General features: G+C 64.7%; 26 protein-coding genes. 13 read left to right on the top strand and 13 right to left on the bottom strand.

Annotated elements, in window-relative coordinates; genetic code table 11:
• Positions 1-33: 33 nt before the first annotated feature.
• A complete protein-coding gene (gene purL / locus FGS76_RS02655) occupies positions 34-3921 on the bottom strand; it encodes a phosphoribosylformylglycinamidine synthase (protein WP_138771073.1) in 3888 nt (1295 codons plus the stop codon).
• Positions 3922-4175: 254 nt separating this feature from the next.
• On the opposite strand from purL, the gene mltF reads away from it, so the two are divergent.
• The gene (mltF, locus tag FGS76_RS02650) at positions 4176-5612 is read left to right on the top strand and encodes a membrane-bound lytic murein transglycosylase MltF (protein WP_138771072.1); all 1437 of its coding nucleotides are present in this window, start codon (positions 4176-4178) and stop codon (positions 5610-5612) included.
• 120 nt (positions 5613-5732) lie between these two features.
• Here the strand turns inward: mltF and tadA are convergent, their stop codons facing one another.
• On the bottom strand, positions 5733-6215 hold the full coding sequence (gene tadA, locus FGS76_RS02645) for a tRNA adenosine(34) deaminase TadA (protein WP_138771071.1): 483 nt from the start codon (positions 6213-6215) through the stop codon (positions 5733-5735).
• A gap of 428 nt (positions 6216-6643) precedes the next feature.
• Between tadA and purT the strand changes: the two genes are divergently transcribed.
• Together purT and FGS76_RS02635 are read left to right on the top strand one after the other, a co-directional pair.
• Positions 6644-7825, top strand: a complete 1182-nt coding sequence (purT, locus tag FGS76_RS02640; protein ID WP_138771070.1) for a formate-dependent phosphoribosylglycinamide formyltransferase — start codon at positions 6644-6646, stop codon at positions 7823-7825.
• A gap of 109 nt (positions 7826-7934) precedes the next feature.
• Positions 7935-8336 carry an NINE protein gene (locus tag FGS76_RS02635; RefSeq protein WP_138771069.1) on the top strand — a complete coding sequence of 134 codons (402 nt, stop codon included), beginning with the start codon at positions 7935-7937 and terminating at the stop codon, positions 8334-8336.
• A 98-nt stretch (positions 8337-8434) separates the two neighbouring features.
• Here the strand turns inward: FGS76_RS02635 and FGS76_RS02630 are convergent, their stop codons facing one another.
• Positions 8435-8818, bottom strand: coding sequence for a DoxX family protein (locus tag FGS76_RS02630; RefSeq protein ID WP_138771068.1), 384 nt, complete (start codon positions 8816-8818; stop codon positions 8435-8437).
• Between the two features lie 273 nt (positions 8819-9091).
• On the opposite strand from FGS76_RS02630, the gene FGS76_RS02625 reads away from it, so the two are divergent.
• The 5 genes from FGS76_RS02625 to FGS76_RS02605 are packed head-to-tail and all read left to right on the top strand — an operon-like array spanning position 9092 to position 13097.
• Positions 9092-9676, top strand: a complete 585-nt coding sequence (locus FGS76_RS02625) for a TetR/AcrR family transcriptional regulator (protein WP_138771067.1) — start codon at positions 9092-9094, stop codon at positions 9674-9676.
• A 46-nt stretch (positions 9677-9722) separates the two neighbouring features.
• A complete protein-coding gene (locus tag FGS76_RS02620; RefSeq protein WP_138771066.1) occupies positions 9723-10154 on the top strand; it encodes a PaaI family thioesterase in 432 nt (143 codons plus the stop codon).
• 10 nt (positions 10155-10164) lie between these two features.
• Positions 10165-11580 carry an MATE family efflux transporter gene (locus FGS76_RS02615; protein WP_138771065.1) on the top strand — a complete coding sequence of 472 codons (1416 nt, stop codon included), beginning with the start codon at positions 10165-10167 and terminating at the stop codon, positions 11578-11580.
• Positions 11577-12710, top strand: coding sequence for a thiolase family protein (locus FGS76_RS02610; RefSeq protein ID WP_138771064.1), 1134 nt, complete (start codon positions 11577-11579; stop codon positions 12708-12710). Before FGS76_RS02615 ends, FGS76_RS02610 begins: the two co-directional genes overlap by 4 nt.
• The gene (locus FGS76_RS02605) at positions 12711-13097 is read left to right on the top strand and encodes an MFS transporter (protein ID WP_138771063.1); all 387 of its coding nucleotides are present in this window, start codon (positions 12711-12713) and stop codon (positions 13095-13097) included.
• Here the strand turns inward: FGS76_RS02605 and FGS76_RS02600 are convergent.
• On the bottom strand, positions 13055-13552 hold the full coding sequence (locus FGS76_RS02600) for a DUF3237 domain-containing protein (protein WP_138771062.1): 498 nt from the start codon (positions 13550-13552) through the stop codon (positions 13055-13057). The genes FGS76_RS02605 and FGS76_RS02600 overlap by 43 nt on opposite strands.
• Positions 13553-13852: 300 nt before the next feature.
• Between FGS76_RS02600 and FGS76_RS02595 the strand changes: the two genes are divergently transcribed.
• Positions 13853-14125 (top strand): type II toxin-antitoxin system Phd/YefM family antitoxin, encoded by a 273-nt coding sequence (locus FGS76_RS02595; RefSeq protein ID WP_138771061.1) that lies wholly within the window; start codon positions 13853-13855, stop codon positions 14123-14125.
• Positions 14106-14378, top strand: coding sequence for a Txe/YoeB family addiction module toxin (locus FGS76_RS02590; protein ID WP_138771060.1), 273 nt, complete (start codon positions 14106-14108; stop codon positions 14376-14378). Before FGS76_RS02595 ends, FGS76_RS02590 begins: the two co-directional genes overlap by 20 nt.
• A 187-nt stretch (positions 14379-14565) precedes the next feature.
• Here FGS76_RS02590 and FGS76_RS02585 read toward each other — a convergent pair whose 3' ends face one another.
• The 7 genes from FGS76_RS02585 to FGS76_RS02555 all read right to left on the bottom strand — a co-directional run bounded on the left by FGS76_RS02585 (position 14566) and on the right by FGS76_RS02555 (position 19166).
• Entirely contained in the window at positions 14566-15204 is a 639-nt protein-coding gene (locus FGS76_RS02585; RefSeq protein WP_138771059.1) for a hypothetical protein, read from the bottom strand.
• 516 nt (positions 15205-15720) lie between these two features.
• Entirely contained in the window at positions 15721-16143 is a 423-nt protein-coding gene (locus FGS76_RS02580) for a hypothetical protein (RefSeq protein ID WP_138771058.1), read from the bottom strand.
• An 18-nt stretch (positions 16144-16161) separates the two neighbouring features.
• Complete coding sequence (locus FGS76_RS02575) at positions 16162-16494, bottom strand: hypothetical protein (RefSeq protein WP_138771057.1); 333 nt, start codon at positions 16492-16494, stop codon at positions 16162-16164.
• A 90-nt stretch (positions 16495-16584) separates the two neighbouring features.
• Positions 16585-16836, bottom strand: a complete 252-nt coding sequence (locus FGS76_RS02570; RefSeq protein WP_138771056.1) for a hypothetical protein — start codon at positions 16834-16836, stop codon at positions 16585-16587.
• A complete protein-coding gene (locus FGS76_RS02565) occupies positions 16820-17503 on the bottom strand; it encodes a hypothetical protein (protein ID WP_138771055.1) in 684 nt (227 codons plus the stop codon). The genes FGS76_RS02570 and FGS76_RS02565 overlap by 17 nt, the downstream gene beginning before the upstream one ends.
• 110 nt (positions 17504-17613) lie before the next feature.
• Positions 17614-18177, bottom strand: coding sequence for a hypothetical protein (locus FGS76_RS02560; RefSeq protein WP_138771054.1), 564 nt, complete (start codon positions 18175-18177; stop codon positions 17614-17616).
• A gap of 209 nt (positions 18178-18386) precedes the next feature.
• Complete coding sequence (locus tag FGS76_RS02555; protein WP_170214384.1) at positions 18387-19166, bottom strand: PaaX family transcriptional regulator C-terminal domain-containing protein; 780 nt, start codon at positions 19164-19166, stop codon at positions 18387-18389.
• 139 nt (positions 19167-19305) lie between these two features.
• On the opposite strand from FGS76_RS02555, the gene FGS76_RS02550 reads away from it, so the two are divergent.
• The 3 genes from FGS76_RS02550 (at position 19306) to FGS76_RS02540 (ending at position 22413) form a co-directional block, all read left to right on the top strand.
• Positions 19306-20085, top strand: a complete 780-nt coding sequence (locus FGS76_RS02550; RefSeq protein WP_138771052.1) for a crotonase/enoyl-CoA hydratase family protein — start codon at positions 19306-19308, stop codon at positions 20083-20085.
• Between the two features lie 48 nt (positions 20086-20133).
• Positions 20134-21657, top strand: a complete 1524-nt coding sequence (locus FGS76_RS02545; RefSeq protein ID WP_138771051.1) for an AMP-binding protein — start codon at positions 20134-20136, stop codon at positions 21655-21657.
• Positions 21658-21723: 66 nt separating this feature from the next.
• The gene (locus FGS76_RS02540) at positions 21724-22413 is read left to right on the top strand and encodes a haloacid dehalogenase type II (RefSeq protein ID WP_138771050.1); all 690 of its coding nucleotides are present in this window, start codon (positions 21724-21726) and stop codon (positions 22411-22413) included.
• Positions 22414-22435: 22 nt separating this feature from the next.
• Here FGS76_RS02540 and FGS76_RS02535 read toward each other — a convergent pair whose 3' ends face one another.
• Positions 22436-24736, bottom strand: a complete 2301-nt coding sequence (locus FGS76_RS02535) for an ATP-dependent DNA helicase (protein WP_138771110.1) — start codon at positions 24734-24736, stop codon at positions 22436-22438.
• Positions 24737-24741: 5 nt separating this feature from the next.
• The gene (locus tag FGS76_RS02530; RefSeq protein ID WP_138771049.1) at positions 24742-26421 is read right to left on the bottom strand and encodes a VRR-NUC domain-containing protein; all 1680 of its coding nucleotides are present in this window, start codon (positions 26419-26421) and stop codon (positions 24742-24744) included.
• Between the last annotated feature and the right edge of the window lie 222 nt (positions 26422-26643).

The following is a 26643-nucleotide window of genomic DNA, read 5'->3' as shown; positions in this document are numbered from 1 at the left end:
AACCCTGCATCCTGTAACGCGGCCACAGGCCGCTTATCCAACCCACTTACGCGCGTTGGCGAACATCCGGTACCAGGGGCCGTTTTCGAAGCGGCGCCAGTCGTCCGGTATCCAGCTGTTCTGCAGGACCCGGAATACCCGTTCCGGGTGCGGCATCATGATGGTGACGCGGCCGTCGCGGGTGGTGAAGCCGGTGGCGCCACGGGCGGAGCCGTTGGGGTTGGCCGGGTACTGCTCCGCCGGGTTGCCCAGGTTGTCCACGAAGCGCATGGCCAGCAGGCGGTTTTCCTCGTTGCGGTTGAGGGCGTCATCGCTGATTTCCACCCGGCCCTCGCCGTGGGCCACGGCGATGGGCAGACGGGTACCGGCCATGTCACGGAGCAGAATGGACGGTGAATCCTGCACTTCCACCAGGCTGGTGCGGGCCTCGAACTGTTCGCTCAGGTTGCGCACGAAGCGCGGCCAGTGTTCCGCCCCGGGGATCAGGTCCTTCAGGTTGGAGAGCATCTGACAGCCGTTGCAGACGCCCAGGGCGAAGGTGTCCTCGCGGAAGAAGAACCGGTTGAAGGCGTCACGCAGCTGTTCGTTGTAGAGCACCGTCTTGGCCCAGCCTTCGCCGGCGCCGAGCACGTCGCCGTAGGAGAAGCCACCGCAGGCCACCAGGCCCTTCATGTCGGCCAGGTCCACGCGGCCGGCCAGCAGGTCGCTCATATGCACGTCCACGGCGCGGAAGCCGGCGCGGTCGAAGGCGGCGGCCATTTCCATATGGCCGTTGACGCCCTGCTCGCGGAGCACGGCGATGGCGGGCCTGGCTCCCCGGTTCAGGTAGGGAGCGGCCACGTCCTCGCTCATGTCGAAGGTCAGCCGCACGTTCAGGCCCGGGTCGTTGGAGTCCGGCACGGCGTCGAATTCCTGGCGGGCGCAGTCCGGGTTGTCGCGCAGCGCCTGGATCCGATAGCTGGTTTCCGACCACAGCCGCTGCAGGCCCCAGCGCGGCCGCTCGCGCAGCACCGCGCCGCCCAGGCGCAGGCGCATCACGTCGTCGTCATTGGGGGTGCCCACATGGTGCACGCAGCCGGCCAGGCCGGCGTCCTCGTAGCGCTGGCGCACCGCCGCCACGTCCTCGGCGCGCACCTGGATCACCGCGCCGGCTTCCTCGGCGAACAGCGCCGCCACCGCTTCCGGCACGTCGCCGGCAATGTTGTCGAGCACGATATCCACGCCCACCCGGCCGGCGAACGCCATTTCCGCCAGGGTGGTGAACAGGCCGCCGTCGGAGCGGTCGTGGTAGGCCAGCAGGCGGCCTTCCGCCAGCAGCGCCTGGGTGGTGTCGAAGAAGGCGATCAGGTCCGCCGGGTCATCCAGGTCCGGGGCCTGGTCACCGACCTGGCCGTACACCTGGGCCAGGGCGGAGCCGCCCAGCCGGTCCTGGCCACGGCCCAGGTCGATCAGCAGCAGCTCGCTGTCCATGCCGGTGCGGATCTGCGGGGTGGCGGTGAGACCGATGTCGGTGACGGTGGCGAAACCGGACACGATCAGCGACAGCGGCGCGGTGACGCTCTTCTCGATGCCGCGTTCCTGCCACAGGGTGCGCATGGACAGGGAGTCCTTGCCCACCGGGATGGCGATGCCCAGGGCCGGGCACAGCTCCATGCCCACCGCCTTGACGGTGTCGAACAGGGCCTGGTCCTCGCCGGGGTGGCCGGCGGCGGCCATCCAGTTGGCGGACAGGCGGATATTGGCCAGCGACCCGATGTGAGCGGCGGCCAGGTTGGTGAGCGTCTCGGCCACCGCCATGCGGCCGGCGGCCGGCGCGTTGACCAGGGCCGCCGGGGTGCGCTCGCCCATGGCCATGGCTTCGCCGGTGCGCTGGTTATAACCGGTGGCGGTGACCGCGCAATCGGCCACCGGCACCTGCCAGGGGCCGACCATCTGATCGCGGTGCACCAGGCCGGTCACCGAGCGGTCGCCGATGGTGATCAGGAAGTTCTTGGAGGCCACCGTGGGCAGGCGCATGACCCGCTCGATGGCGTCCTTGAGCTTGATGCCCTCGGTGCTGAACGGCCGGCGTTCGAAGTCCTCGCGGTCAAAGGCACGCTGCATTTTCGGCGGCTTGCCGAACAACACGTCCATGGGCAGGTCCACCGGCGCGTCGCCGAAGTGCTCGTCGCCCACCCGCAGGTGTTCCTCGGTGGTGGCCTCGCCGAGCACCGCGAACGGCGCCCGCTCCCGGTCGCACAGGGCGCTGAAGCGCTCCAGATCCTCGGGCAGCACCGCCAGCACGTAGCGCTCCTGGGCCTCGTTGCACCAGATTTCCACCGGGCTCATGCCGGGTTCGGCGCTGGGCACCTTGCGCAGTTCCAGCCGCGCGCCCCGGTCGTGGTCGTGGACCAGCTCCGGCAGGGCGTTGGACAGGCCGCCGGCGCCCACGTCGTGGATCGAGACGATGGGGTTGTGCTCACCCAGGGCCCAGCAGCGGTCGATCACTTCCTGCACCCGGCGTTCGATTTCCGGGTTACCGCGCTGCACCGAGGCGAAGTCCAGGGTCTCGTCGGACTCGCCGCTGGCCATGGAACTGGCGGCGCCGCCGCCCAGGCCGATCAGCATGGCCGGGCCGCCCAGCACGATCACCTTGGCGCCGTCGGGAATCTCGTTCTTGTGCACATCGCCGTCGCGCACGTTGCCCAGGCCACCGGCGATCATGATCGGCTTGTGGTAGCCGCGCCGTTCCTCGCCATTGATGCCCGGCGCTTGCAGTTCCAGGGTGCGGAAGTAGCCGCACAGATTGGGGCGGCCGAATTCGTTGTTGAAGGCGGCACCACCCAGGGGGCCGTCGATCATGATGTCCAGCGGCGAGGCGATGCGGTCCGGGCGACCGTAGTCGTCTTCCCAGGGCTGCTCGAAGCCGGGGATGCGCAGGTTGGACACCGAGAAGCCGGTGAGGCCGGCCTTGGGCTTGCCGCCCCGGCCGGTGGCGCCCTCGTCGCGGATCTCGCCGCCGGCGCCGGTGGCCGCCCCCGGGTGCGGGGCGATGGCGGTGGGATGGTTGTGGGTCTCCACCTTCATCAGCATGTGCACCGGCTCGTTGACGTAGCGGTACACCTGGGCGCCGCTGTCCTCGGCGGGGAAGAAACGGTCCGCCGCCGGGCCTTGCACCACCGCCGCGTTGTCGCTGTAGGCGCTGAGCACGCCGTCCGGGGCCTGCTTGTGGGTGTTGCGGATCATCGCGAACAGGCTCAGATCCTGGGCCTGGCCGTCGATGGTCCAGTCGGCGTTGAAGATCTTGTGGCGGCAGTGCTCGGAGTTGGCCTGGGCGAACATCATCAGCTCGGCGTCCGAGGGGTTGCGGCCCAGGGCGGTGAAGCGCTCCACCAGATAGTCGATCTCGTCGTCGGCCAGGGCCAGGCCCAGGGCGCCGTTGGCCTCGGCCAGGGCCTCGCGGCCACCGCCGATCACATCCACGGTGGTCAGGGGCCGGGGCTGGTGATGGGTGAACAGCCGGTCGGCGTCCTCCACCCGGTCCAGCACCGCTTCCACCATGCGGTCGTGCAGGGCGGCGGCCAGGTCCCGGCGCGCCACCTCGCCTTCCAGGCGCAGCCGGTACTCGATGCCACGCTCCACGCGGGCCACCTTATCCAGGCCGGCGTTGTGGCAGATTTCAGTGGCCTTGGAGGACCAGGGCGACACCGTGCCCGGCCGTGGCACCACCACGAAGGTCTCGCCGTCCACGGCGGTCTCTTCCAGGCTCGGCCCATAATGCAGCAGGCCATCCAGAACCTGCCGCTCCCGGTCATCGAGATCGGCGCTCAGTTCCACGAAATGCACGAAGCGGGCGGACAACGCCGCCACCTGGGGCAGGGCTTCCAGCAGTTTTTCTTTACGAAAGGCGGACAGCGCCGGGCTACCTGGGAGGATCAGCATAGGATCGGCTTTTTCCATCGGATGACTGTGACTGACGGGGGAGATCACGGAGCCGCAGGCTCCACGGCCCGCAATGATACGGGATGGGCGAGCGAATTCCTATTCGCCGAACCGCCGGCGCAGGGGGTGTTCATAGGGGCCAATACATCTTTCGTTACCCCTTGGCGGGGCGAATTTGCTGGATTTTTAAGCAGTTGCCGTGCAAAATTCCGCCCGCATTACGTGATCGGGATCACAAACGGAGCCCCCACGGCATGACGAAGCTGCTTAAACCCTCGCTGTTCAAAGGGGGCCGCCACAGCCTGGCCAGAGCATTGCTGGCGCCACTCGCCCTGCTGGTGATCGTGGCCGCCACCATGGCGCTGCGCCCTTCCCCCACCGCGCTGGAACGTATCCAGGCGCGGGGCGAGCTGGTGGTGGCCACGCGCCCATCCCTGACCACCGTGTACCGGGATTCCAACGGCCTCACCGGCATGGAATACGAGCTGGCGCGGGGCTTCGCCGAGCGCCTCGGCGTGGATCTCAAACTCCTGAAAGTGGACAGCAACGCCGCCCTCAGCAAGGCGGTGCGGCGCGGCCGCGCCGATCTCGCCGCCGCCGCCCTGCTGGCCGGCGAGGACGGTAACCAGGGCCTGCGCTACAGCACCCCCTACCAGATCGTCGACACCCTGGTGATGTACCGGCTGGGCAGCCCCCGCCCCGGTGAACTCGCCGACCTGAATGGCAAGACCGTGGTGCTGCGCGCCGGCAGCCGCCACCGGGAGATGCTGGCCCAGGCCCGCGCCGCCCACCCGGACCTGGACTTCAAGGTGGTGGAGAAAAGCTCCGCCGAGCAGGTGCTGGCGCTGCTGGAACAGGGCGAGGCGGACTACGGCCTGATCAACTCCAACGCCTACACCATGCACCGGGCCCTGTTCCCGGACCTGGCCTCCGGTTTTACCCTGAACCGGGACCAGGGTCTGGCCTGGGCCTTCAATAACGGTGGCGACGACAGCCTCTACCTGGCCGCCCAGCGCTACCTCACCCAGACCAAGGCGGACGGCACCGCCGAACGGCTGGCGCAGCGCTTCTATGGACAGATGGAGCAGTTCGATCTGTATTCCGCGCGCAGCTTTATCCGCCACCTGGACGACCGTCTGCCCAACTACACCGCCGACTTCCGCCAGGCCGCCGACAGCGCCGGCTTCGACTGGCGCCTGCTGGCGGCCATGGCCTATCAGGAATCCCTGTGGGACGCCCAGGCGATCTCGCCCACCGGGGTGGAAGGCCTGATGATGCTGACCACCCGCACCGCCCGGGAAATGGGCGTCAGCGACCGCACCGACCCGGCCCAGAGCATCCGCGCCGGCGCCGGCTACCTGCGCCAGCTGCACGACCGCATCCCCGAGCGCATCCAGGAACCGGACCGCACCTGGATGGCCCTGGCCGCCTACAACATGGGCATGGGGCACCTGGAAGACGCCCGGGTGCTGACCCAGCGCCAGGGCGGCGACCCGGACCATTGGGCGGACGTGAAAACCCGCCTGACCCTGCTCGACCACCCGGCCTATGTGAACCAGCTGCGCTACGGCCCCGCCCCCGGCGGCCAGGCGGCGGTCTATGTGCGCCATATCCGCCACTACTACGACCTGCTGGTCCGCGCCGACAATTCCGAGCGCCACGGCCAGACCCTGGTGGCTGCCAGCGAATAATCCCCCCAAAGGAATATCGCGGCTGAAGCCGCTCCTACGGTGGAAAGGAAGCGGTAGGAGCGGCTTCAGCCGCGATATGCGCCCGCCGTCCCGGTAGGAGCGGCCGGGCGGCGTTCCGCTTTAGCCGCGATCTGGGCCGCGATCCAGGTCCCGCGAACGCCGCTCCCGGAAGAAATCCCGCAACAACCCGGCGGCCCGTTCCGCCGCCACGCCGCCCACCACCTCCACCCGGTGGTTGTAGAAGGTCCGCTCCGGCAGGCCCAGCTGGCTCTCGCACACCCCGGCCCGGGGCTCCCGGGCGCCGTACACCAGCCGCGCGATGCGGGCGTGCATCAGGGCTCCGAAACACATGGTGCAGGGTTCGATGGTCACGTACAGGCTGGCCCCGGGCAGCCGGTAGTTGCCCTGCCGGGCGGCGGCATCGCGCAGCGCGTTGACCTCGGCATGCCCGGTGGGATCGTGGGCACCGATGGGCCGGTTCCAGCCCTCCCCCAACACCTCGCCGTCACGCACCACCACCGCCCCCACCGGCACCTCGCCCTCGGCCCCCGCCCGCTCCGCCAGCGCCAACGCCCGCTCCATCCAATAGTCGTCGTTCTGCATAACCCGCTACCTTATTCTCCGTGCGGCATAGTAGACGGCGGCAAGCTTCAAGCTGCAAGCTCCAGGCTGGGCTGGGTTGGCGGGGAGGCCGTGCCAAAGACAGGCCAGTTGAAAGTTCAAAGTTAAAAGTTGAAAGGTCCGGGCTGCCAGGCTTTCCCGCGGCCTTCGGCCGGCGTCGACTTGTAGCTTGCAGCCCTCTATTCGCGGGCACGGCCTCCCCGCCCGCTCACGCCCCTCCCGCGTTTCAACTTTTAACTTTGAACTTTCAACTGGCCAATCCACCGGCACACCACCTTCGCCCCCCCCCAAGCTTGCCGCTTGCCGCTTGAAGCTTGCGACTTGCCGCTTATCGCCTCCTTTCCGCTACAATCGTCCCTCACCCGCCGCGCGCCCGCGGCGACCCTTCGTGACAACAAGGAGCCGCCACCATGACGACTCTGGGCACCCCCGGCGCCGACGGCGCTACCCGCGTACTGCTGCTGGGTTCCGGGGAACTGGGCAAGGAAGTGACCATCGAGCTGACCCGTCTGGGTTGCGAGGTGATCGCCGTGGACCGTTATGACAACGCCCCGGCCATGCAGGTGGCCCATCGCCACCATGTGATCAACATGCTCGACGCCGACGCGGTGCGGGCGGTGGTGGAGCAGGAGAAGCCGCACTATATCGTGCCCGAGATTGAGGCCATCGCCACCGACGAGCTGATCAAACTGGAGCAGGAAGGCTTCAACGTGGTGCCCACCGCCCGCGCCGCCCGCCTGACCATGAACCGGGAAGGCATCCGCCGGCTGGCCGCCGAGGAGCTGGGCCTGCCCACCTCGCCCTACCGCTTCGCCGGCGACAAGGAGGAGTACCTGGCGGCGGTGAAGGAAGTGGGTCTGCCGTGCGTGATCAAGCCGGTGATGTCCTCCTCCGGCAAGGGCCAGAGCCTGGTGAAAACCGAGGACCAGGTGGAAGCCGCCTGGGACTATGCCCAGTCCGGCGGCCGCGCCGGCCAGGGCCGGGTGATCGTGGAAGGCTTCGTGGAGTTCGAGTACGAAATCACTCTGCTCACCGTGCGCCACGTGGACGGCACCGCCTTCTGCGCGCCCATCGGCCACCGCCAGGAAGACGGCGACTACCGGGAATCCTGGCAGCCGCAGCCGATGAACGACGCCGCCCTGGTGGAGGCCGAGCGCCAGGCCCGCGCCATCACCGACGCCCTGGGCGGGCGCGGCATCTTCGGCGTGGAGCTGTTCGTGAAAGGCGACCAGGTGTGGTTCAGCGAGGTCTCGCCGCGGCCCCACGACACCGGTCTGGTGACGCTGATGTCCCAGGATCTGTCCGAGTTCGCCCTGCACGCCCGCGCCATCCTCGGCCTGCCGGTACCGCAGATCGAACAGCGCGGCCCCAGCGCCTCTTCGGTGCTGCTGGTGAAAGGCGACTCCCGGAATATGCGCTACGGCGGCCTGCGCGAGGCCCTGGCGCAGCCGGACACCGACCTGCGTCTGTTCGGCAAACCGGAAGTCAGCGGCAGCCGCCGGCTGGGCGTTGGCCTGGCCCGGGCGGACAGCGTGGAACAAGCGCGCGTCAAAGCGAACCAAGTGATCGCCGCCATCAAAGTGGAACTCTGAGCCCACGCCCTTGCCGGGGCGGCGGCAACGCCGGCCCCCCGGCAGGACCCTGTTTAACGCAAGGCCCATGGTTTAAGGCCCCATGGTTTAACTCAAGGAGAGGTTATTCATGTATCGGGACACCCACAGCAAGGTCATCGGCTATTGCCTCTGGATCTTCGGCTTCATGGGCGCGCACCGTTTCTACTACGGCCGCCAGATCACCGGCACCATCTGGTTCTTTACCCTGGGGCTGTTTTTCATCGGCTGGATCATCGACCTGTTCCTGATCCCGGGAATGGACCGGGACGCGGACCTGCGCTACCGCTCCGGCCCCACCGACTACAACATCGCCTGGATACTGCTCACCTTCCTGGGCATTTTCGGCCTGCACCGCTTCTACCTGGGCAAGTGGATCACCGGCATCATCTACCTGTTCACCGCCGGTCTGTTCGGGCTGGGGATTCTTTATGATTTCTGGACTTTGAACGGGCAGGTCAGCACCAAGAACATGATGCAGGGGTCGCTTTAGCGGGGCGGCTGCAAGCTGCAAGCTGCAAGCAGGCCCTGCCTACTCGTAGCTTGTAGCTTGTAGCTTGTAGCTTGTAGCTTGAGTCTTGTAGCTCGTGGCTAGTTCTTCATCGCATATCGGCCACTGCCGAGAAAACACAGCGCCACGGCGGTGAACAGGTACATGCCCTGCAGTTCGATGGCCCAGCCGCCATTGCCGCCCAGGGCGAACAGCTGGCCCATGTGCGCCAGGGCAATCGCCACCAGCATATTGCCGACGATGATCGCCGCGCCGATGCGGGTCTGGTAGCCGATGATCACCATGATCGGCGCGATCACCTCACCGATGAACACCCCATAGGCCAGAAAACCCGGCAACCCCACGCCCTGCAGCATGCCGCTGATGCCGCTAACACCGTGCTGCAGCTTAAAAATGCCGTGCAGCAAAATCATGATCCCCAGGGCAAGGCGCAATACCAGCTTGCCCACGTCCGCGTTTTGCATGGTCTCTCCTTCTCGTATCGCCAACCGGGGAATCCCGACTTGGATCTGATCGCGCTCTATTGAACGGTTTTCCCCGGAAAAAGGAAAGCAACCCGCCGTCACTTGCGCTATTTATGCACGGTGAGCCCTGGCCGCCGATGTCGGTTTTCGCCCCGAAGGATGTCCGTATCCGCCCTTCCCGATATCGCCCCTTTACATGATGATCATCATCAATATATAAATGATGAACGTCATTTAACCAAAGCGGCCCGGAGGCCGCCGGGAGCCACGCCAATGCGAGTCAGCAAGGAACAAGCCGCCGCCAACCGGGAAAGGATCGTCGAGGAAGCCGCCCGTCTATTCCGCGAACGGGGCTTCGACGGCATCGGCGTGGCGGAACTGATGAACAGCGCCGGCCTTACCCATGGCGGCTTCTACGGCCACTTCGACTCCAAGGACCAACTAATGGCGGAGGCCTGCGAACACGCCATCGGCATCACCGGAAAGCGCTGGCGCAAGCTGCTGGCCGGCGACGACGGGCCCTCCATGGACGCCCTCGCCAGCCGCTACCTGTCCCCGCGCCACCGGGACCATCCCGGTGATGGCTGCGTGCTCGCCGCGCTGGCCGGGGAGGCACCGCGTCAGAGTGCACCGGTGCGCGGCGCCTTCACCCGCAGCGTGCGCCGTTTTATCGATCTGCTCGACGGTGCCCTGCCCGGCCGCCGGGCGGCCCTGCGGCGCCGCAAGGCGGTGGCCGCCACCGCCGCCATGGTGGGTGGCCTGATCCTGGCCCGGGCGGTGGACGACGACACCCTGTCCCGGGAGATTCTCGACGCGGTGGCAGCCGAACTGCCCGGCACCAGCAAACCCAGATCCTGACCCGACCTCCTCACCCAACCTCTTCACCCGACGAAAAGGAATCACCATGACCAATCTCGAAGAAATGACCGGCCTGCAGGCCCTGCGGCATGCCCTGCGCAGCGACACCCACCGGGGCATCGGCCACACCATGGAGTTCGCCCTGGTGGAACTGGAAGAAGGCCGGGTGGTGTTCGAAGGCCATCCCACGGAAAAGGTCTACAACCCCATCGGCACCGTGCACGGCGGCTACGCCGCCACGCTGCTGGACTCCGCCTGCGGTTGCGCCGTGCACTCCACCCTGGGCGCCGGCCAGGGCTACAGCACCGCGGAACTGAAAGTGGCCTATCACAAGGCCATGACCAAGGACACCGGCCCGGTGCGCGCCGAAGGCAAGGTGGTGTCCCGGGGCCGGCGGCTGGCGTTTGCCGAGGCGCGGCTCACCGGCGCCGACGGCACCCTGTACGCCAGCGCCACCTCCACCCTGATTCTGCTCTGAGGCCCCGCCCATGAGCCAGGCCGTCGCCGCCGCCAAAGCCCCCGCGCCGGAACGCACCCGCCGCATTCTGCACGGCCCGGTGCTGCCCACGCTGCTGGCCCTGGCCGCCCCCAATCTGGTGGTGATGCTGGCCCAGGCCACCGCCAATTTTCTGGAAAGCTACTACGTGGGCTTGCTGGGGGTGGACGCCCTGGCCGGGGCGGCGCTGGTGTTCCCGCTGGTGATGTTGATGATGATGATGTCCGCCGGCGGCATCGGCGGCGGCATTTCCTCGGCCATCGCCCGCGCCCTGGGCGCCGGCGACAGCGACCGGGCGGACGCCCTGGCGCTGCACGCGGCGGTGATCGCCACCGCCTTCGGGCTGCTCTGCTCGGCGCTGGTGATTCTGTTCGCGCGGCCGCTGTACGCGCTGATGGGCGGCGAAGGCGCCGCCCTGGACGCGGCGGTGGCCTACTCCACCGCGCTGTTCTCCGGCGTCACCTTCCTGTGGCTGATGAACGGCCTGTCGGCGGTGTTGCGCGGCGCCGGCAACATGCGCGCCCCGGCCTGGGTGCTCACCGGCGGCGTGCCCGGGCTGCTGGTGTTGTCGCCGGTGCTGATCTTCGGCGCCGGTCCACTGCCGGCGCTGGGCATCGTCGGCGCCGGCCTGGCCCTGGCCATTTACTACCTGGTCGCCACCCTGATTCTGCTGGCCGTGCTGGTGCGTGGCCACGGCGGCGTGCGCCTGCGCCGGGGGCTGGCCCTGCGGCGGGAGTTGTTCGCCGCCATTCTTGGCGTCGGCCTGTGGTCGTCGCTGAACACGGTGCTCTCCAACCTGTGCGTGATGGCCGCCACCTTCTTCGTGGCGCGCACCAGCATGGAAGCCCTGGCCGGCTTCGGGCTGGGCATCCGCATCGAGTACCTGCAGATCCCCATCGTGTTCGGCTTCGGCACCGCGCTGGTGGCCATGGTCGGCATGAACCTGGGGGCCGGCCAGGCCCACCGCGCCCGGCGCATTGCCTGGACCGGCGCGGCGGTGGCCTTCGTCGCCACCGAGGCGGTGGGGCTCACCGCCGCCTTCTTCCCGGAACCCTGGCTGCGGCTGTTCACCGACGACGCCGAAGCCATCGCCACCGGCGCGCTCTATCTGCGCACCGTGGCCCCGGCCTACGGCTTCCTGGGCGTGGGGCTGGCACTGTACTTCGCCAGCCAGGGCGCCGGACGCATGACCTGGCCGCTGTTCGGCAGCCTCACCCGGCTGGCGATTCTGATTGTTGGCGGCGCCCTGATGAGTTGGTGGCGCCCCGGCGACCTGGCCGCGCTGTGCGCCGTGATGGTGGCGGCGCTGGTCGGCATCGCCCTGGTCAACGGCCTGCCCTGGCTTCGTCAGCTACCCGGCGGCCCCTTACTGAAACTGCTCCCTACTGAAAGCGAGAGAACGCCATGAAAGCCGTGATTGCCAGCTATGCCCGCTCGCCGTTTCACTTCGCCAACAAAGGTGCCCTCGCCGGGGTGCGGCCGGATGATCTGGCCAGCCAGGTGGTACGCGGCCTGCTGGCCCGCACCGACCTGGACCCGGCCCTGCTCGAGGATGTGATCCTCGGCTGCGCCTATCCCGAGGCCGCCCAGGGCAACAACCTGGCGCGCATCGTCGGCCTGCTCAGCGGCCTGCCCGAACAGGTCGGCGGCATGACCGTGAATCGCTTCTGCGGTTCGTCCATGTCCGCCATCCACATCGCCGCCGCGCAGATCGAAGCCGGCCTCGGCGACGCCTACCTGTGCGTGGGCGTGGAATCCATGACCATGGTGCCCCAGGGCGGCTTCAACTTCTCGCCCAACCCCTGGCTCCAGGAGCATACCGACGCCTATATCTCCATGGGCCGCACCGCCGAAAACGTAGCACAGCGCTATGCCATCCCCCGCGCCGACCAGGAGCAAATGGCCCTGGAATCCCACCATAAAGCCGCCGCCGCCCGGGAACAGGGCCGGCTCAGCGACGAAATCGTGGCCATCGACACCGGCGATGGAAACCGCATCACCGAGGACGGCTGCATCCGCCCCACCACCTCCCTGGAGGCCCTCGCCAAGCTGCCGCCGGCCTTCGATGAAAACGGGGTGGTCACCGCCGGCACCTCCTCGCCGCTCACCGACGGCGCCTCGGCGGTGCTGGTCACCAGCGAAGCGTTCGCCGCCCGTCACGGGCTGGCGCCCAGCGCCCGCATCCGCGCCCTGGCCAGCGCCGGCTGCGACCCGGCGGTGATGGGGCTGGGCCCGATTCCCGCCACCCGCAAGGCTCTGGCCCGGGCCGGCCTCAGCGCCGACCACCTGGACGTGGTGGAAATCAACGAAGCCTTCGCCTCCCAGGCGCTGGCCTGCATCGGCGACCTGCACCTCAACCCGGCCACCATCAACCTGGACGGCGGCGGCCTGTCCATCGGCCACCCACTGGGTGCCACCGGTGCCCGCATCACCGGCAAAGCCGCCGCCCTGCTGCAACGCCAAGGTGGCCGCTACGCCCTGGCCACCCAGTGCATCGGTGGCGGCCAAGGCGTGGCCACCATTCTGGAAGCCCTGTAAATGTTCTCTTCCCCCCTGGCTGCCCGCTTGCGACACCGAGGCGTCCACTACGCCCGGGCGATCGCCGGCGCCACCTTTCTCACCATGCTCTCCGCATCGGCGGCGCTGGGCATGCCGGGGGCTTTTTTACGCCCATTGGGCGATGAATTCGGCTGGAACACGGAACAAATTTCGTCGGCGCTGGCCCTGCGCTTCGTGCTGTTCGGACTGATGGCGCCGTTTTCCGCCATGCGGATCGAGCGCTTCGGCCGGCGCCGCACCATGACCACCGCGCACCTCCTGGTGGCCGGCGGCGGCGCGCCTGATCCGCAAACCGGCCGGCCCGGCCAGCGCCTGAGCGGGCCTCAAAGCACCTCGAACACGCTATACAGCGGGCCGTCCGGATAGCGGTGGCCGGTGGCCACCGCCACCGTATGATTCAGCCCGTCCAGCGCCGGCGCCCCGGTTTCAAACCGCACCGCCGCCCGGAAGTAATACTCCGACGGGTCCACCTCCTCGCCGGCGGCCAGCCGCGCCATCACCGCCTCCGGCCCATGCCGGTAACCGTTGTAGCGCATACCGATGGTCAGCCCCTCCACGGTCTCCAGCACCAGCCGCACATCCAGGGTCACCACGCCGTTGTCGCGGAACGTCAGCCAATCGCTGCCGCCGGTCAGCACCCGGCCATTCAGCGCCGGCCGCTCGCTCTCAAATTCCCCGCCGGTGACCACCGCCACCCGACGCCGCCCGAACGGCGTCTCCCCCAATTCCTGGAGCGGCGCCACGGTCAGTTTGATGGCGAACAACGGGCGGGTTTCGATACGGCCAAGGGCCGCCGGCGCGGCGTCGAGCAAAGCGGGCATGGGACACTCCTGTTCTGTCCTGTCGAAGGACATTGGACAATAACACGGTGCCGGCTGAACGCTTCATACGGCCACGGCGGCGATGGCGCCGGCTGGTGACTACAGGTCGAGCGCTTCCTGTTCCGGAACCTCCTTGTCCGAGGACCGGCCCCGCCAAGCTGCGGAAGCAAACGACCGGGATGAAGGCGAAGCATCGATGGCTTTCCGATCCTGTCGCTGATGAGGGAGCCCACCCTTGCTTTGATCGGACCAGCTGGCAGATAATCGTACGGCAATACCGTACATAACCGGACACCTGAAATGGATACCGTCAGCGTCAACAAGTTCAGGGAAAACCTGAAAAAGCTTGTGGAACAAAGCCTTAGCAAACACGAACCCCTCAGGGTCACTCGTCGTTCCGGAGAGGATTTCGTGGTCCTCAGCGCCGCCGACTGGGAGCGCGAACAGGAAACGCTGTACGTTTTGCAGAACAGCAGCCTGATGCATCAACTGGCTGAATCGAGCAAAACGCACGGTGAGCGTAACGGATATACGCCAACCGACGAGCAAATGGATGAGATCACTGGTCTTTGAAGGAAAAACCTGGGAGGCGTACGAAACGATGCGCCAAAAGGACAAAAAGCTGCACGATGCCGCGCGTAAAGTTATCAAGGAACTAGTGCGCTGCGACGATCCCACAGTCGGTATCGGTAAGCCCGAACCGCTCAAGCACAATCTGTCTGGCTTCTGGTCCAGACGCTTGTCCCAGAAAGATCGGATTGTGTATAAGTTTGATTCCACCTCAATCTATATTTTCGCTCTCGGCGGGCATTATGATCAGTCCTGAGCCCGCCCTGGCGCTCCATTGCTAACTGTCCAGCATTCTCATTAATGGCGTATTCGATAGGCACAGAACGGCACAGGGCTGGATATATTTTCTGCGGTGGGTTATCTGTAACACCTTCACCGCAATTGGTCCATTCGGTCTGTAGAGCACGTCAGAAAACGCTTAAAAATAAATCCACGCACATTATTTATTTGGCTTCCTGGCCGGCGGAAAGACGTCTAAAAGTATCACAAAACCGCCTCCACTCAGGCAGCAAGGCAACGACTCTATCTTCGTTCAGGTGCTTGCCCCTAAAATAAATGCTCAGCACCTCCCCTTGCTTCCTAAGAATGGCCTTATCGCCAAAGCACCTTATTTCTTGAGCAAGCGCATCAAAAAAATGACGCTCAGCACCAGGGCCCCATACCCGCCATCCGTCTTCGACCATCCAGGCATCAGCAAGCTCAAACCGAGCTTCCAGAGGGCTCGGCTTTCGCATCAAAAAGTCCTGGCCTCCGTTATCCGACAGCAAACACCCCAAGCATGTAATTTCTGAGGCTCCACCATACCGACCGATACCAACCAGGGTGATCAAATCGCAAACAAAAGTGCCATCGCCGTCATCATCCACGTAACACCTGGCACCAAAAGGCAAAGAAACAGCCCCTTTGGATCGAATCTTTAGTGCCTTCAATATCTTTCGCGCGCGTTCTTTATTTGCAGGCTTCAAGCCCTCGTTTCTAAGACTCCCCCTTCTCTTCTTCTGACGAGCGAGCAAAAAGCAAAAATAGGAAAGCACCACAAAAAAGACAATGAAAAACACAACAATAAATTCATCTTTATGCATAAATATGGCCGCACCCACCACAGTTCGCCAACTTACTTTCTTTCTATATAGCTTTGAAAACCCTCTCAGCCCTCAATCAAATCCTGGAAGCACATACCATAACCACCATCTCCATTCCGCTCGCCGCATCAGACGTCTAATATCCCGAAAACCGGAACGTACAGAAAAGCCCCTCCACAAAAAGCCCCAAAACCAGAACCAAAAACCAATAAAACATCAAAAGAAAATAAAAAATAAATTTATTTTTTAACAGTCCTCGCTTAAGAAAAAAAACCGGCAAGAACCACAAAAAAACGCCGATCACCCCAGCCAGATGCAACGGGATCACAGATGTGAACAATGCTATAAAATAAAAAATCCAAACGTGCACCACATCAACTCTTTCATTATTCATCACGCCTCTCACACACGTCTTTCCATGCACCTACAAACATCGAAACCAAAAAAGCATTCATTACAGCAATCATCGCCAACCCCCAACACTGCCCCTTTCGAAAGCCCAACATATCGACCTCTCTAGCAAAGAAAGAATAAGAAAAATAACAGCGCCCAAAAAACCAGAGCGATGAACATCTGCAAAACGCCCAGATTACAGTTGACGCACGCAACCCAAGGGCAGAGAGGATCATATTTAATAACAATTTTTTCTTTCCGAGGTATATTCATATCTCCACTACTCTTACCCACCAGCTCACCGCGAAAGAGCTGACCCCCTGAAAGGGCAAATCGCCAATATACTTTTCCGTCAACCTCGTATTTATACCGCCGCAACCGAAGTACGCCGACGCCGCCAACCAATTTCGCGGGCACAGCGACCAACGACCCCTTTCTCAGAAAAAGAACCAGACAGAAAGCAACATATACCGAAACAGAAAAAAACATGCCCCCTGCAATTAGCTGAGACAGAGGAGATGACAAAGGGAAGGGAAAAGGGTTCATACATACTCCGGCCGCTATTCAGGCAAGGCACTGTATACGTGCATATTGAGTAGCATCATGATCCTCACTGGGATAGACCTTCAGCCGGCCCAGCCCAAAAACGCCAGCAAGCCACCCAAAAAAAATAACCCAGAAAGCCATCATACCTACGATTCGCCAATTTATATTATTTTTTACGTACCTTTTGAAATCTTCTGAGTCCCTCAACTCCCAGAAATACATGCCAGAAACCACCACCGCCATACCGCCAGTCATCCATAAAAAAGCTGAGTGCAACCCAGCCCCCTCATAAGCATTTGACATCAAAATAATTGCCAAAAGGTCATAAAAACACATTTTTGCAAATATCATAAGAAAAGCCAGCGCATACTGTCGCCCTGTCCATTTACAGAACCGCGACGCAAAAAAAGATGTCTAAAGAGCGTCCCAAGATTCAAATAATCAGCGCAAACCTTCAGTGTATTCAGCAATGAAATTCAACACCACTAACATAGAGACCAAAATAGTCCAAAACAAAACCTCACCTCTTTTCGATACAAACCTCTCTCTAAATAATGGAAAAACCATAAAAACAAAACAAAAAAGTCCAGAAAAATAAAAGCCAGTTGACAGGTACTCAATGCTCGCAGCCGCAAAAACCAAAGCAAAAAAATATTGAAAGAACATCTTTGCATTTTTACCCATCTTCTCCACACCCCATCCTTCTAGATAAGACAGAACTAACCACCACCCCAATCATAAGTGAAATACTCATTACCATCGCGAGAGTCACAAAAATCGCAAAAAAAGGCAGCACAGCATAAGCAACGCCAAACACCATAAATGAAACAAAAATCTGTTTTATCAATGCAAAAAATAAACCACAAGAATAGACATCAAAAACAAAACCAAGGGCATCAAGGACCTTGCCGAGGCCACCAAAAATAATTTTCGCCAAACAACTAGAAGCGAAAAGTTCGCCGGCAGTAGCCAACCATGACAACGCTTCGTCGAACCACGAATCCAGCACGCCTCCACTCTCTCCGCTGGAGATAAGATACGCCCCGGCACCTGTATTCGGGTCTAGCACCGTATAGCCCACAGCGGCGCGGCCGTGGAAATTGACCGGTCGCTCATGGGCGGTGACTTCCTTTCCTGCCAGGACTGCATTGCGGATGTCGCTTTCTTCATCAAGGCTCAGATCAAGGCCCGCCAGCGCCTGGTTGAGGTTAGCTCGGGTGATGGTCCAGATTTTCTGTCCCTCAGCTGCGGCGAGCTGTAGCGCCTTAACGGCGCTGATACCATGGGCTGAGTTTTCTTCGGTGCTACACATTTGCTCTGGCAGTAGATGTTCCATGGCGGCGACGTTATCCACGTCCATGGTCAGCCCGCTGGCCGTAACATTCCTAGGGATACCGAACCAACCGGCTTTCGAAAAGGCTTAGACTCAGACGGGAACCGTCTCCCCCTACAAAGCTTCCCAACATAAAACTAAATAAAGCCCACACCGAAAAACAACGAGGCAGCGTTTATCCCCAAATAGACAACATCAAAAGGAAGAACATGCCACCTACTGGAAAATGACTCATAAAACTTCTCATTCCCTGGCCGCGAGAGAAAAAACCTCCGGAAGACCATCATCAATCTCTCCCCCCACAACAAAAAACAAACCAAGAACAAAGCCAAAGCTGCAATAAGGACAGGATCCCCTCCACCAAACCGCCAGGAAGTCCAAAAGCCAACAGGGGTCAGAGGAATCAATAAAAGTCTTAGAGAGCGAACCAGCGCCACCTTTTCAGTCACCGCACCCCAAACCTCAAAATAAAGCCAAGAAAAGTACATCAATGCCCACCCAGAGAGCAGGTACATGAAAAAAGCCCCGAACCGCTGAATGGCGTAAAGGTCCGGATTTTCAATCCAGACCACCCTCAACATCACAAGAGAGTAGACACCCAGGAGTCCCCACATACGCACCCGACGGAATTCAGTGCAGGAAAGAACAATCTGACCGCTTTGCGCGTCCACAACGCCCGAAAGCCGGGTGAGATCCGACAAAACGAATCCAGCTTCCATGACTGGCCAGCGGCGTTTCCATGCCTTTCCCCCACGATTTTTAACCGCCCTGTCCCCCAGTGGACGGACGGTGTTTTGTTACGTGAAGGAAAAACTAGCAAAGCTTTGGGGGAAGGCTTGTAAGCAATTTCTTACATGGCTGTAGGCAAAACGCCCTTTCGGGCGTTTAATAAGCAAAAATGTGAAACGCTTCAAATCCTGTTCAGTATCGCCATCCAGATCGCCTTGGCGTCGCGCTGGTAGGCGCCCATGCGTTCGATCAGTTGGTGGCGGGGGCGGTTGTCGATCAGGGTATCGGGCAGCAGGGGGTCGAGCAGGATCAGGCGGATGGCGGCGCGGCCGAGCAGCAGGCTTTCGGCGGCCACTTCCGATTCCGGGCGGCGGGTGAGGGTTTTGTGGCTGGCGGCCAGTTGCCGGGCCATGTGCCGGTATTGTTGCTTGAGCGCGGAGCAGTCCCATAGGCGGCGGGCTTGTTTTTCGTCGGCACTGGAGAGTTCGGTGACGGCGAATACCCGGGCTTCCTGCGCCAGGCCCAGGCGGGCCAGGTCCTTGCGCAGGCCGGCGATGCCGCCGCTCAGATTGTCCGGCCGCAGGCGCAGGCCGGTGTCGCCGAGCAGGCGGAAGCCACGCAACGCCAGCGCCCGTTCGTGGCGGCGCCAGGCGGTTTTGTCCCGGCGCGGCACGGCGCTGTCGAGCACCGCGGCCCAGCCGCCGGTCCAGTCGCGCACCCGCTGCTCCCGGCGCAGCCAGCTTTCCACTTCGCCGAACAGGCCGCTGGTGGCGGTATCCAGCCGGTACAGCCCGCGCTCAGGGCTGACCACCCGTCCTTGCCGTTGCAGGCGGTTCAGGGCCACCCGCACGTTCTGGGCGCGCAGGTCGCACAGTTCTCCGGCATGGCAGAGGGCGGCCACCGACAGTTCGTGGCGGTCGTGGGTGGAGAGCAGGTCCATCACCATGTCGGTGGCGCTCATTGCGCTGTCCGTCGAAGGCCCAGCCAAATTTCCACTTTTGTCTTTCATGGACAACACCTGAAATATATCCTAATCTGGAAAACACAGACAAAATAAGTAACAACGGCCGGGACCCATCGTTTCCGGCGAGGAGTCCCCAGTGTCGACATCCCCAGTGCTTACCCGGACGGACGGTGCCATCCGGACGATCATCATCAACCGCCCGGAGAAACGCAATGCGGTGGATCAGCCCACCGCCGTCGCGTTGCGTGCCGCCTTCGAGGCCTTCGAGGCCGATGAGGCGGCGCGGGTGGCGGTGTTGGCCGGCGCCGGGGGCACCTTTTGCGCCGGCGCCGATCTGCAAGCCCTGGGCGATCCGCAGCTGCGCAATGAGGTCGAACCGGAAGGTACCGGCCCGGGCCCCATGGGTCCCAGCCGCATGCTGCTGAGCAAACCGGTGATCGCGGCGGTGTCCGGCCATGCGGTGGCCGGCGGCCTGGAGCTGTCGTTGCTGTGCGATCTGCGCGTGGTGGAGCGCTCGGCGGTGTTCGGGGTGTTCTGCCGGCGCTGGGGGGTGCCGCTGATCGACGGCGGCACCGTGCGCCTGCCGCGCATTGTCGGCCAGGGCCGGGCCCTGGACATGATTCTTACCGGCCGCCCGGTGGACGCCGAGGAAGCCCTGCGGATGGGCCTGGCCAATCGGGTGGTGGACGATGGCACCGCCCTGGAAGCCGCCCAGGACCTGGCCCGTCAGATCGCCAGCTTCCCTCAACAATGCATGAAGGCGGACCGCGCCTCCGCCTACGGCCAGTGGGACCACGAGCTGGCGGAGGCGCTGCGCCGGGAAGGGGCCGGCGGCTACCCGGTGGTGTTCGAGGAAGCCATCGCCGGCGCGGAGCGCTTCGCCAAGGGTGCCGGCCGCCACGGCGAATTCGAATAACGACGGCATCCGCAACAACAACGGACAGAACAATAACGGGAGAGTCTGATGAGCACCACCTATCTGGACCTGATTCACCGGGGCGCCGGCTACAATCCGGAGCGCACCGCCATTGTGTTCGGCGACGAGAGTCTGACCTTCGGCGAGACCCAGACACTCAGCAACCAGCTGGCCCACGCATTGATCGAGCGGGGCGTGCGGCGGGGTGACCGGGTCGCCCTGCTGCTGAATAACAGCCTGTACAGCGTGCCGGTGGACTTCGCCTGCGTGAAGGCGGGCATCAACCGGGTGCCGCTGAACGCCCGTCTGTCCCTGGAGGAGCACGCCCGCATGCTGGAGGAAACCGGCGTCGGGATGCTGCTGTACGGCGCCGACCTGGCGGAGCGCGCGGCGGCCCTGGGCGACGCCCGGCCCGGGCTGGTGTGCCACGGCATCGGCGCCGACGCGGTGGGCGACGATCTGCTGGCCGCCGCCGCCGGCTGCAGCGCGGCGGCGCCGGACGTGGCGGTGGCCCCGGACGATGTGATCCTGACCCTGTTCACCTCCGGCACCACCGGCACCTTGAAGGCCGCCCAGCACACCCAGGCGTCCTATGCCGGTGTCTGCCGTAACGTGCTGCTCAACCTGCTGGACGTGCAGCGCGACGACGCCATGCTGCACGCGGCCTCCCTGATCCACGCCTCCGGCGTGTTCGTGCTGCCGTTCTGGCTGCGCGGCGCGCGCACCGTGATCATGCCCGGCTTCGATCCCGGCGCCTTCCTGGACCTGATCGAACAGCAAGGCATCACGGCGGTGAACATGGTGCCCACCATGCTGCAGATGCTGCTCGGCCATCCGCGTTTCGAGAGCACCGACGTGAGCCTGCTGCGCCAGGTGATCTACGGCGCCTCGCCCATGCCCCGGCCGGTGATCGAGCAGGCCATGCAGCTGTGGGGCCGGGAGAAGTTCTGGCAATACTACGGCCAGACCGAGTGCCCGCTGGCCATCGCGGTGCTGCGCCCGGAGGACCACCGGGGCGATCTGCTGGGCGCCTGCGGCCGCCCGTCCCTGGATGTGGAAATCCGGCTGGTGGACGAGGCCGGCCAGGACGTGCCCACCGGCGAGCCCGGCGAGATCGCGGTGCGTGCGCCGTCGATGATGGCCGGCTACCACAATGCCCCGGCGCTGAACCGGGAGATGTTCATGGAGGGCGGCTGGCTGCGCACCCGGGACGTGGGCGAGTTCGACCAGCGCGGCTACCTGCATCTCAAGGACCGCACCTCGGACATGATCATCACCGGCGGCTACAACGTGTACCCCCGGGAAGTGGAGGACGTGCTGATCGCCCACCCGGCGGTGGCGGAATGCGCGGTGATTGGCGTCCAGGACGACAAATGGGTGGAGGCGGTGACCGCCGTGGTGGCGCTGAAGCCGGGTCAGAACGTGGACCAGGACAGCCTGATCGCCTTCGTCGCCGGCAAGGTGGCGTCCTACAAAAAGCCGCAGCGAGTGATCTTCACCGACGCCATTCCCAAGACCGCCGTGGGCAAGCTCAACCGCAAGGCCCTGCGCGATCAGTACGGCGGCAACTGAACCCGACCCGGCACCGCCGCGCCTCGCCATGGTACCTTGGGGTCCGGTTAACCATGGAGCGAGGCAATGAGCATTAAGGTGGTTTCCTTCGATGTGTTCGGGACGGTGGTGGATTGGTTCAGCACCATCGAACGGGAAGCGCGGGCACTGAATTTGCCGGTGCCCGCCGATCAATTCGCTCTCACCTGGCGGCAAGGCTACCTAACGGCCATCACCCGGGTGTTATCCGGGGAAGCGCCCTGGGCGCTGATTGACGACATCCACTATCAGATCCTTGAAGAGATGCTGGCGCGCTTCGGTATCGATGATCTGGATGAAGACCGGAAGCGGCACTTGAATCTGGCCTGGCACCGGCTCGATCCCTGGCCGGACAGTTCGGCGGCCTTGTACCGGCTGAAGAGTCGTTTCAACACCTGCACCCTGTCCAATGGCAACCTGAGCCTGCTCGAGGATCTGGCCCGCCACGGCGACCTGCCCTGGAGTGATGTGCTCTCCGCCGAGACCTTCGGCACTTTTAAACCGGACCCCAAGGTGTACCTGGGCGCCGCGGAAACCTTCCAGGTAAAACCGGAGCAGGTGCTGATGGTGGCCACCCATCAGGAAGATCTGGAGGCCGCCAGGGCGGCGGGGCTGCGCACCGCCTATGTGAAACGGCCCTTGGAATACGGGCCGACAGGACCGGCCAAGCAATTTTCCGAGGACCACGATTTTCTGGCCGAGGATATGCTGGACCTGGCGGAGCAGCTTGGCTGTTAATCCGCGCGACGGCTGATCCGCACTACTCCACCCGCCACCACTCCGGCAGCAGCCCGCGCACCTGCCGGCGACCGAAGCGGTCGTCGATCAGGTGCACCACGCCTTCGTCGTCGCCGGTGCGGATCACCCGGCCGGCGGCCTGCACCACCTTGCGCAGGCCCGGGTACAGATAGGTGTAGTCGTAACCGTCGCCGAACAGGGCCGCCAGCCGTTCCTTGAACTGTTCATTCACCGGGTTCACCTGGGGCAGCCCCAGGGTGGCCACGAAGGCGCCGATCAGGCGCCGGCCGGGCAGATCGATGCCCTCGGAAAAAGCGCCGCCCAACACCGCGAAGCCGATCCCTTCCCCACCCTCCTGGAAACGGTCCAGGAAATCCTGGCGGGCGTTTTCGTCCATGCGTCGTTCCTGGGCCCACACCGGAATGTCCGGCCATTGCTGCCGGAACACCGCCAGCGCCCGCTCCAGATAGTCGTAGCTGCTGAAGAACGCCAGATAGTTGCCGGGCCGTTGCCGGTATTGCTCGCCGATCAGGGCGGCGATGGGCGCCAGGGACGCCTGCCGGTCCCGGTAGCGGGTGGAGATTTGCCGGGCGATGCGCACCTGGAGCTGCTCGGCGCGGAACGGCGAGGGCACGTCCGCCCAGGCGGTGTTGTCCGGCAGGCCGAGCAGGTCGGCGTAATAGCGCGCCGGGCTCAGGGTGGCGGAGAACAGCACGGCGGCGCGGGCGGTTTCGAACCGTGGCGCCAGCAGCGCCGCCGGCACCACGTTACGCAGGCAAAGCCGCGAGCCGGGCCGGCCCCGGGCGGGCACCAGCCGCTCGCTGTCGAACAGGAAGGCATCGCCGTCGTAGAGTTCCGCCACCCGGTTGAAATGCAGGGCGTCGAAGTAGAAGCGGGTAAGGTCGCCGTCCAGGGGCTCCGGGTGCTCGGCCATGTGGTCGTTGATGGCGGCCAGCATCTGCTGCAGGGCCAACAAAAACGCCTGGGGCGGATCATCATGGACCCGGTAATCCTGGTCCGGCTGGGCGGCGTCGATGTCCTTGTTAAGGGCGTTCCACTGGCGGTTAAGCCGTTCGAAGGCGGCCTTGAGATCCTTGGGCACCGCCCGCTTCACACGGCGGAAAGTAATCTGATCCAGCTCGGCGCTGTACATGCCCCGGGCCCGGTCCACCAGGTTGTGGGCTTCGTCCGCCAGCACCGCTACCCGCCACTGGTTTTCCGTGGTCAGGCCGTGCAGTAGTGCGGAAAGATCGAAGAAATAGTTGTAGTCACCCACCACCAGGTCGCTCCAGCGGGCCATCTCCTGGCTCAGGTAGTAGGGGCAAACGTCGTGCTCCAGGGCCAGCTCGCGCAGCCGCGCCCGGTCCAGCATGGCCTCGCCGGCGGCGGCGGCGCGGGCCGCCGGCAGGCGGTCGTAGAAGCCTTCCGCCAACGGACAGGATTCACCGTGGCAGGCCCGGTCCGGGTGTTCGCAGCTCTTTTCCCGGGCGATCAGCTCCAGGGTACGCAGGGGCGGGTCGCCCGGTTCCGGCGCCACCGGGTCCGGCGTCAGGGTGCGCACCGCGTCCAGGGCCAGCCGCCGGCCCGGCGTCTTGGCACTAAGGAAAAACAGCTTATCCAACCCCCGGCCCGGGGCGGCCTTGAGCAGCGGGAACAGGGTGCCCAGGGTCTTGCCGATGCCGGTGGGCGCCTGGGCCAGCAGGGTGCGGCCGGTGCAGGCGGTCTGGTAGACCGACTCCGCCAGCACCCGCTGGCCGGGTCGGAAATCGCCGTGGGGAAACACCAGGGTGGCCAAGTGCTGATCCCGGCGCCGGCGGTGCGCCAGCTCCCGGTCCGCCCATTGCAGGAAACGCTCGCACTGATCCTGGAAGAACACCTCCAGATCCTCCGCGTGGTGTATTTCCCGCAGCGGCGTTTCCTTCTGTTTGACCACGTCGAAATAGATCAGCGCCAGCTCCACGCTGTCCAGCGCCCGGGCCCGGCACAACAGGGCCCCGTAGACCTTGAGCTGGGCCCAGTGCAGGGCCCGGTGGTTGTCCGGCTGGCGGGTCAGGTCGCCACGAAAGGTTTTGATCTCTTCCAGCCGGTTGCGGCCCGGGTCATAGCCGTCGGCGCGACCGCGCACCTTGAGATGACGGTGCTCGCCGCTCAGCGCCACTTCCGTTTCATAGCCCTGGCCGCGTCGGCCGGCGACGGTGGCGTGGCCGGCCATGCCCTCCTGGGCGGTGGGCGACGGCGTGAAGCGCAGGTCCAGATCGCCGGCCTTGGCGGTGAATTCGCACAGGGCGCGTACCGCCACGGTGTAGCTGGTTGCCTCGCTCACCGTGCTCACCGGGCCTCCCAGGCTACCTTGCAGACCACCGCCGGCATTTCCTGCTCGGCGAAGTAGCTCAGCCAGCGGCGCTGGTTGTCCTGCAGCCGGTCGCCGGGGCCTTTCACCTCGATCATCCGGTACTCGCCGCGCTCCGGGAAAAACTGGATCAGGTCCGGCAGGCCGGCGCGGTTGGCCTTGATGTCACACAGCAGCCGTTCGCCATGGCGTGCCAGGTGGGCGGCGGGAATGCAGTCCAGGGCGAGCTCCAGCAGCGGCTCGGAGAGCATGCCCCAATGCACCAACGGCGATTGAATGCCCTGCTTGCGCTGGAAGGTATCGAGAATACGCCGCCGGTGGCGGCCGCTTTCCAGGTCGGCGAAGGCGGCGGCGAAAAGGTCCCGGCGCCGGGCCACGAAGTCCGGCCGGTGCAGGTCCGCCGGGCCGCTCTGGAATGGATGAAAGAAGGCCCCGGGCAGAGGCGCGAACAGGGCCTCCCAGCACAGCAGGCCGAACAGGCCGGTGAGCAGGGTATTTTCCACGTAGAACACCGGCGCCCGGTCGTCATGGAAATGTTCGGCCACCGCCCCCTCCACGCGACCGGCGTCGATCAGGCGCGATAGCGGCAAGGTCAGCGACCACTCCTCGGTGGCCAGCGGCGCCGCCGGGGCGGGCCGGGGCAGCCCCAGCTTGCGATGCAGGCGCGGCAGCAACCGGTCCAGGGCCTGGCGCTCCGCTTCGCTTTCCGGGCGGGCGGCGGCTTCGTCGGCCAGGGTCAGGGCGGCCCGGTACTCACCGCGCCGCTCCAGCACCCGCAGCCGCCGGGCGCGGGCGTCCGGGTGCTGGCATTGCGCGTACAGGGCCTCGGCCTGTTCCAGCTGGTGTTCCCGTTCCCACTGCCGGGCCAGCTTATAGCGCAGCTTGTGGCGACGCTCCTCCACCCAGGGGTTGCCGGTGTCGCCGGCGGGCAGATCGGCGGCCACCGCCTCCACCGCTTCGCCGGCCTCGAACCGTTGCCGGCAGGCGTGCAGCGCCAGCCAGGCGTCCAGGTCGGCGCGGTGGCGGTAGGGCCGCGTGGTGGCGTCCAGGCGCACCCGCTCGTAGCGGAAGGTGCCCAGCTCGGTGAGCACGAACTCGCGCCAGTCCTGGTACAGGTTGCCGAAGAACATCAGCCGCAGGCGCTCGCACACCGGCATCACGGTAAGCTGCCAGGCCGCCGGCAGGTGGCCTTCCGGGTCCCAGGCCGACAGCGGGCGCGGCGTCGACGCCGGTTCCGCCAGGGCCACCAGCCAGTCCGCCTTGCGACCGTGACGGTCCAGGCCGGCGGCGGCCAGCCGGGGGGCCAGGGCGCGGCCCAGCTCCGCCTTGGTGTAGAGGCGGAACAGTTCTTCCAGGGTCAGATCGCCGTCCCGGCGCACCCAGCCGGCGGCTTCAAGGATCGTCAGCGCCGGCATGGCCGGGCCGATTTCCGGGTAACGGAGTTTGTCGGCGCGGAACAGCTCGCCGCTGCGCATCACCATGCGCGTAAGCAGCGCCCGGGGCGCCTCCGGCAGCGCCGCCACGCCGTCCACGAAGGCCCGTTCGGCGTCGTCGAGCAGGTCCCCGTGACACTCGCTTACCCAGCGCAGCACGGTCTCGAAGTTGCGCAGGTAGTAGAGCGGGTCGTCCAGGGTGGCGGGGGTGGCGATACTGTCCATTTGGCTAGTATAGGGGTGGGTTTCCGGTGATGCGAGTGTCGGGCGCCGCCCGGGGGTGATCGCGGCTGAAGCCGCTCCTACAGGCAGGGTGTGGGGCTGCGGGGGATCGCGGCTGAAGCCGCTCCTACAGTAATTCGGCATCGGGTGGTGGGGGCGCGGGGGATCGCGGCTGAAGCGGAACGCCGCCCGGCCGCTCCTACGGCAATTCGGCGTCGGGTGGGG

The sequence above is a fragment of the Alloalcanivorax gelatiniphagus genome (assembly GCF_005938655.1).
In the GTDB taxonomy this organism is placed as follows: domain Bacteria; phylum Pseudomonadota; class Gammaproteobacteria; order Pseudomonadales; family Alcanivoracaceae; genus Alloalcanivorax; species Alloalcanivorax gelatiniphagus.
The sequence above is the reverse complement of the archived record's forward strand: the minus strand, read 5'-3'. Positions and strand labels throughout refer to the sequence as shown.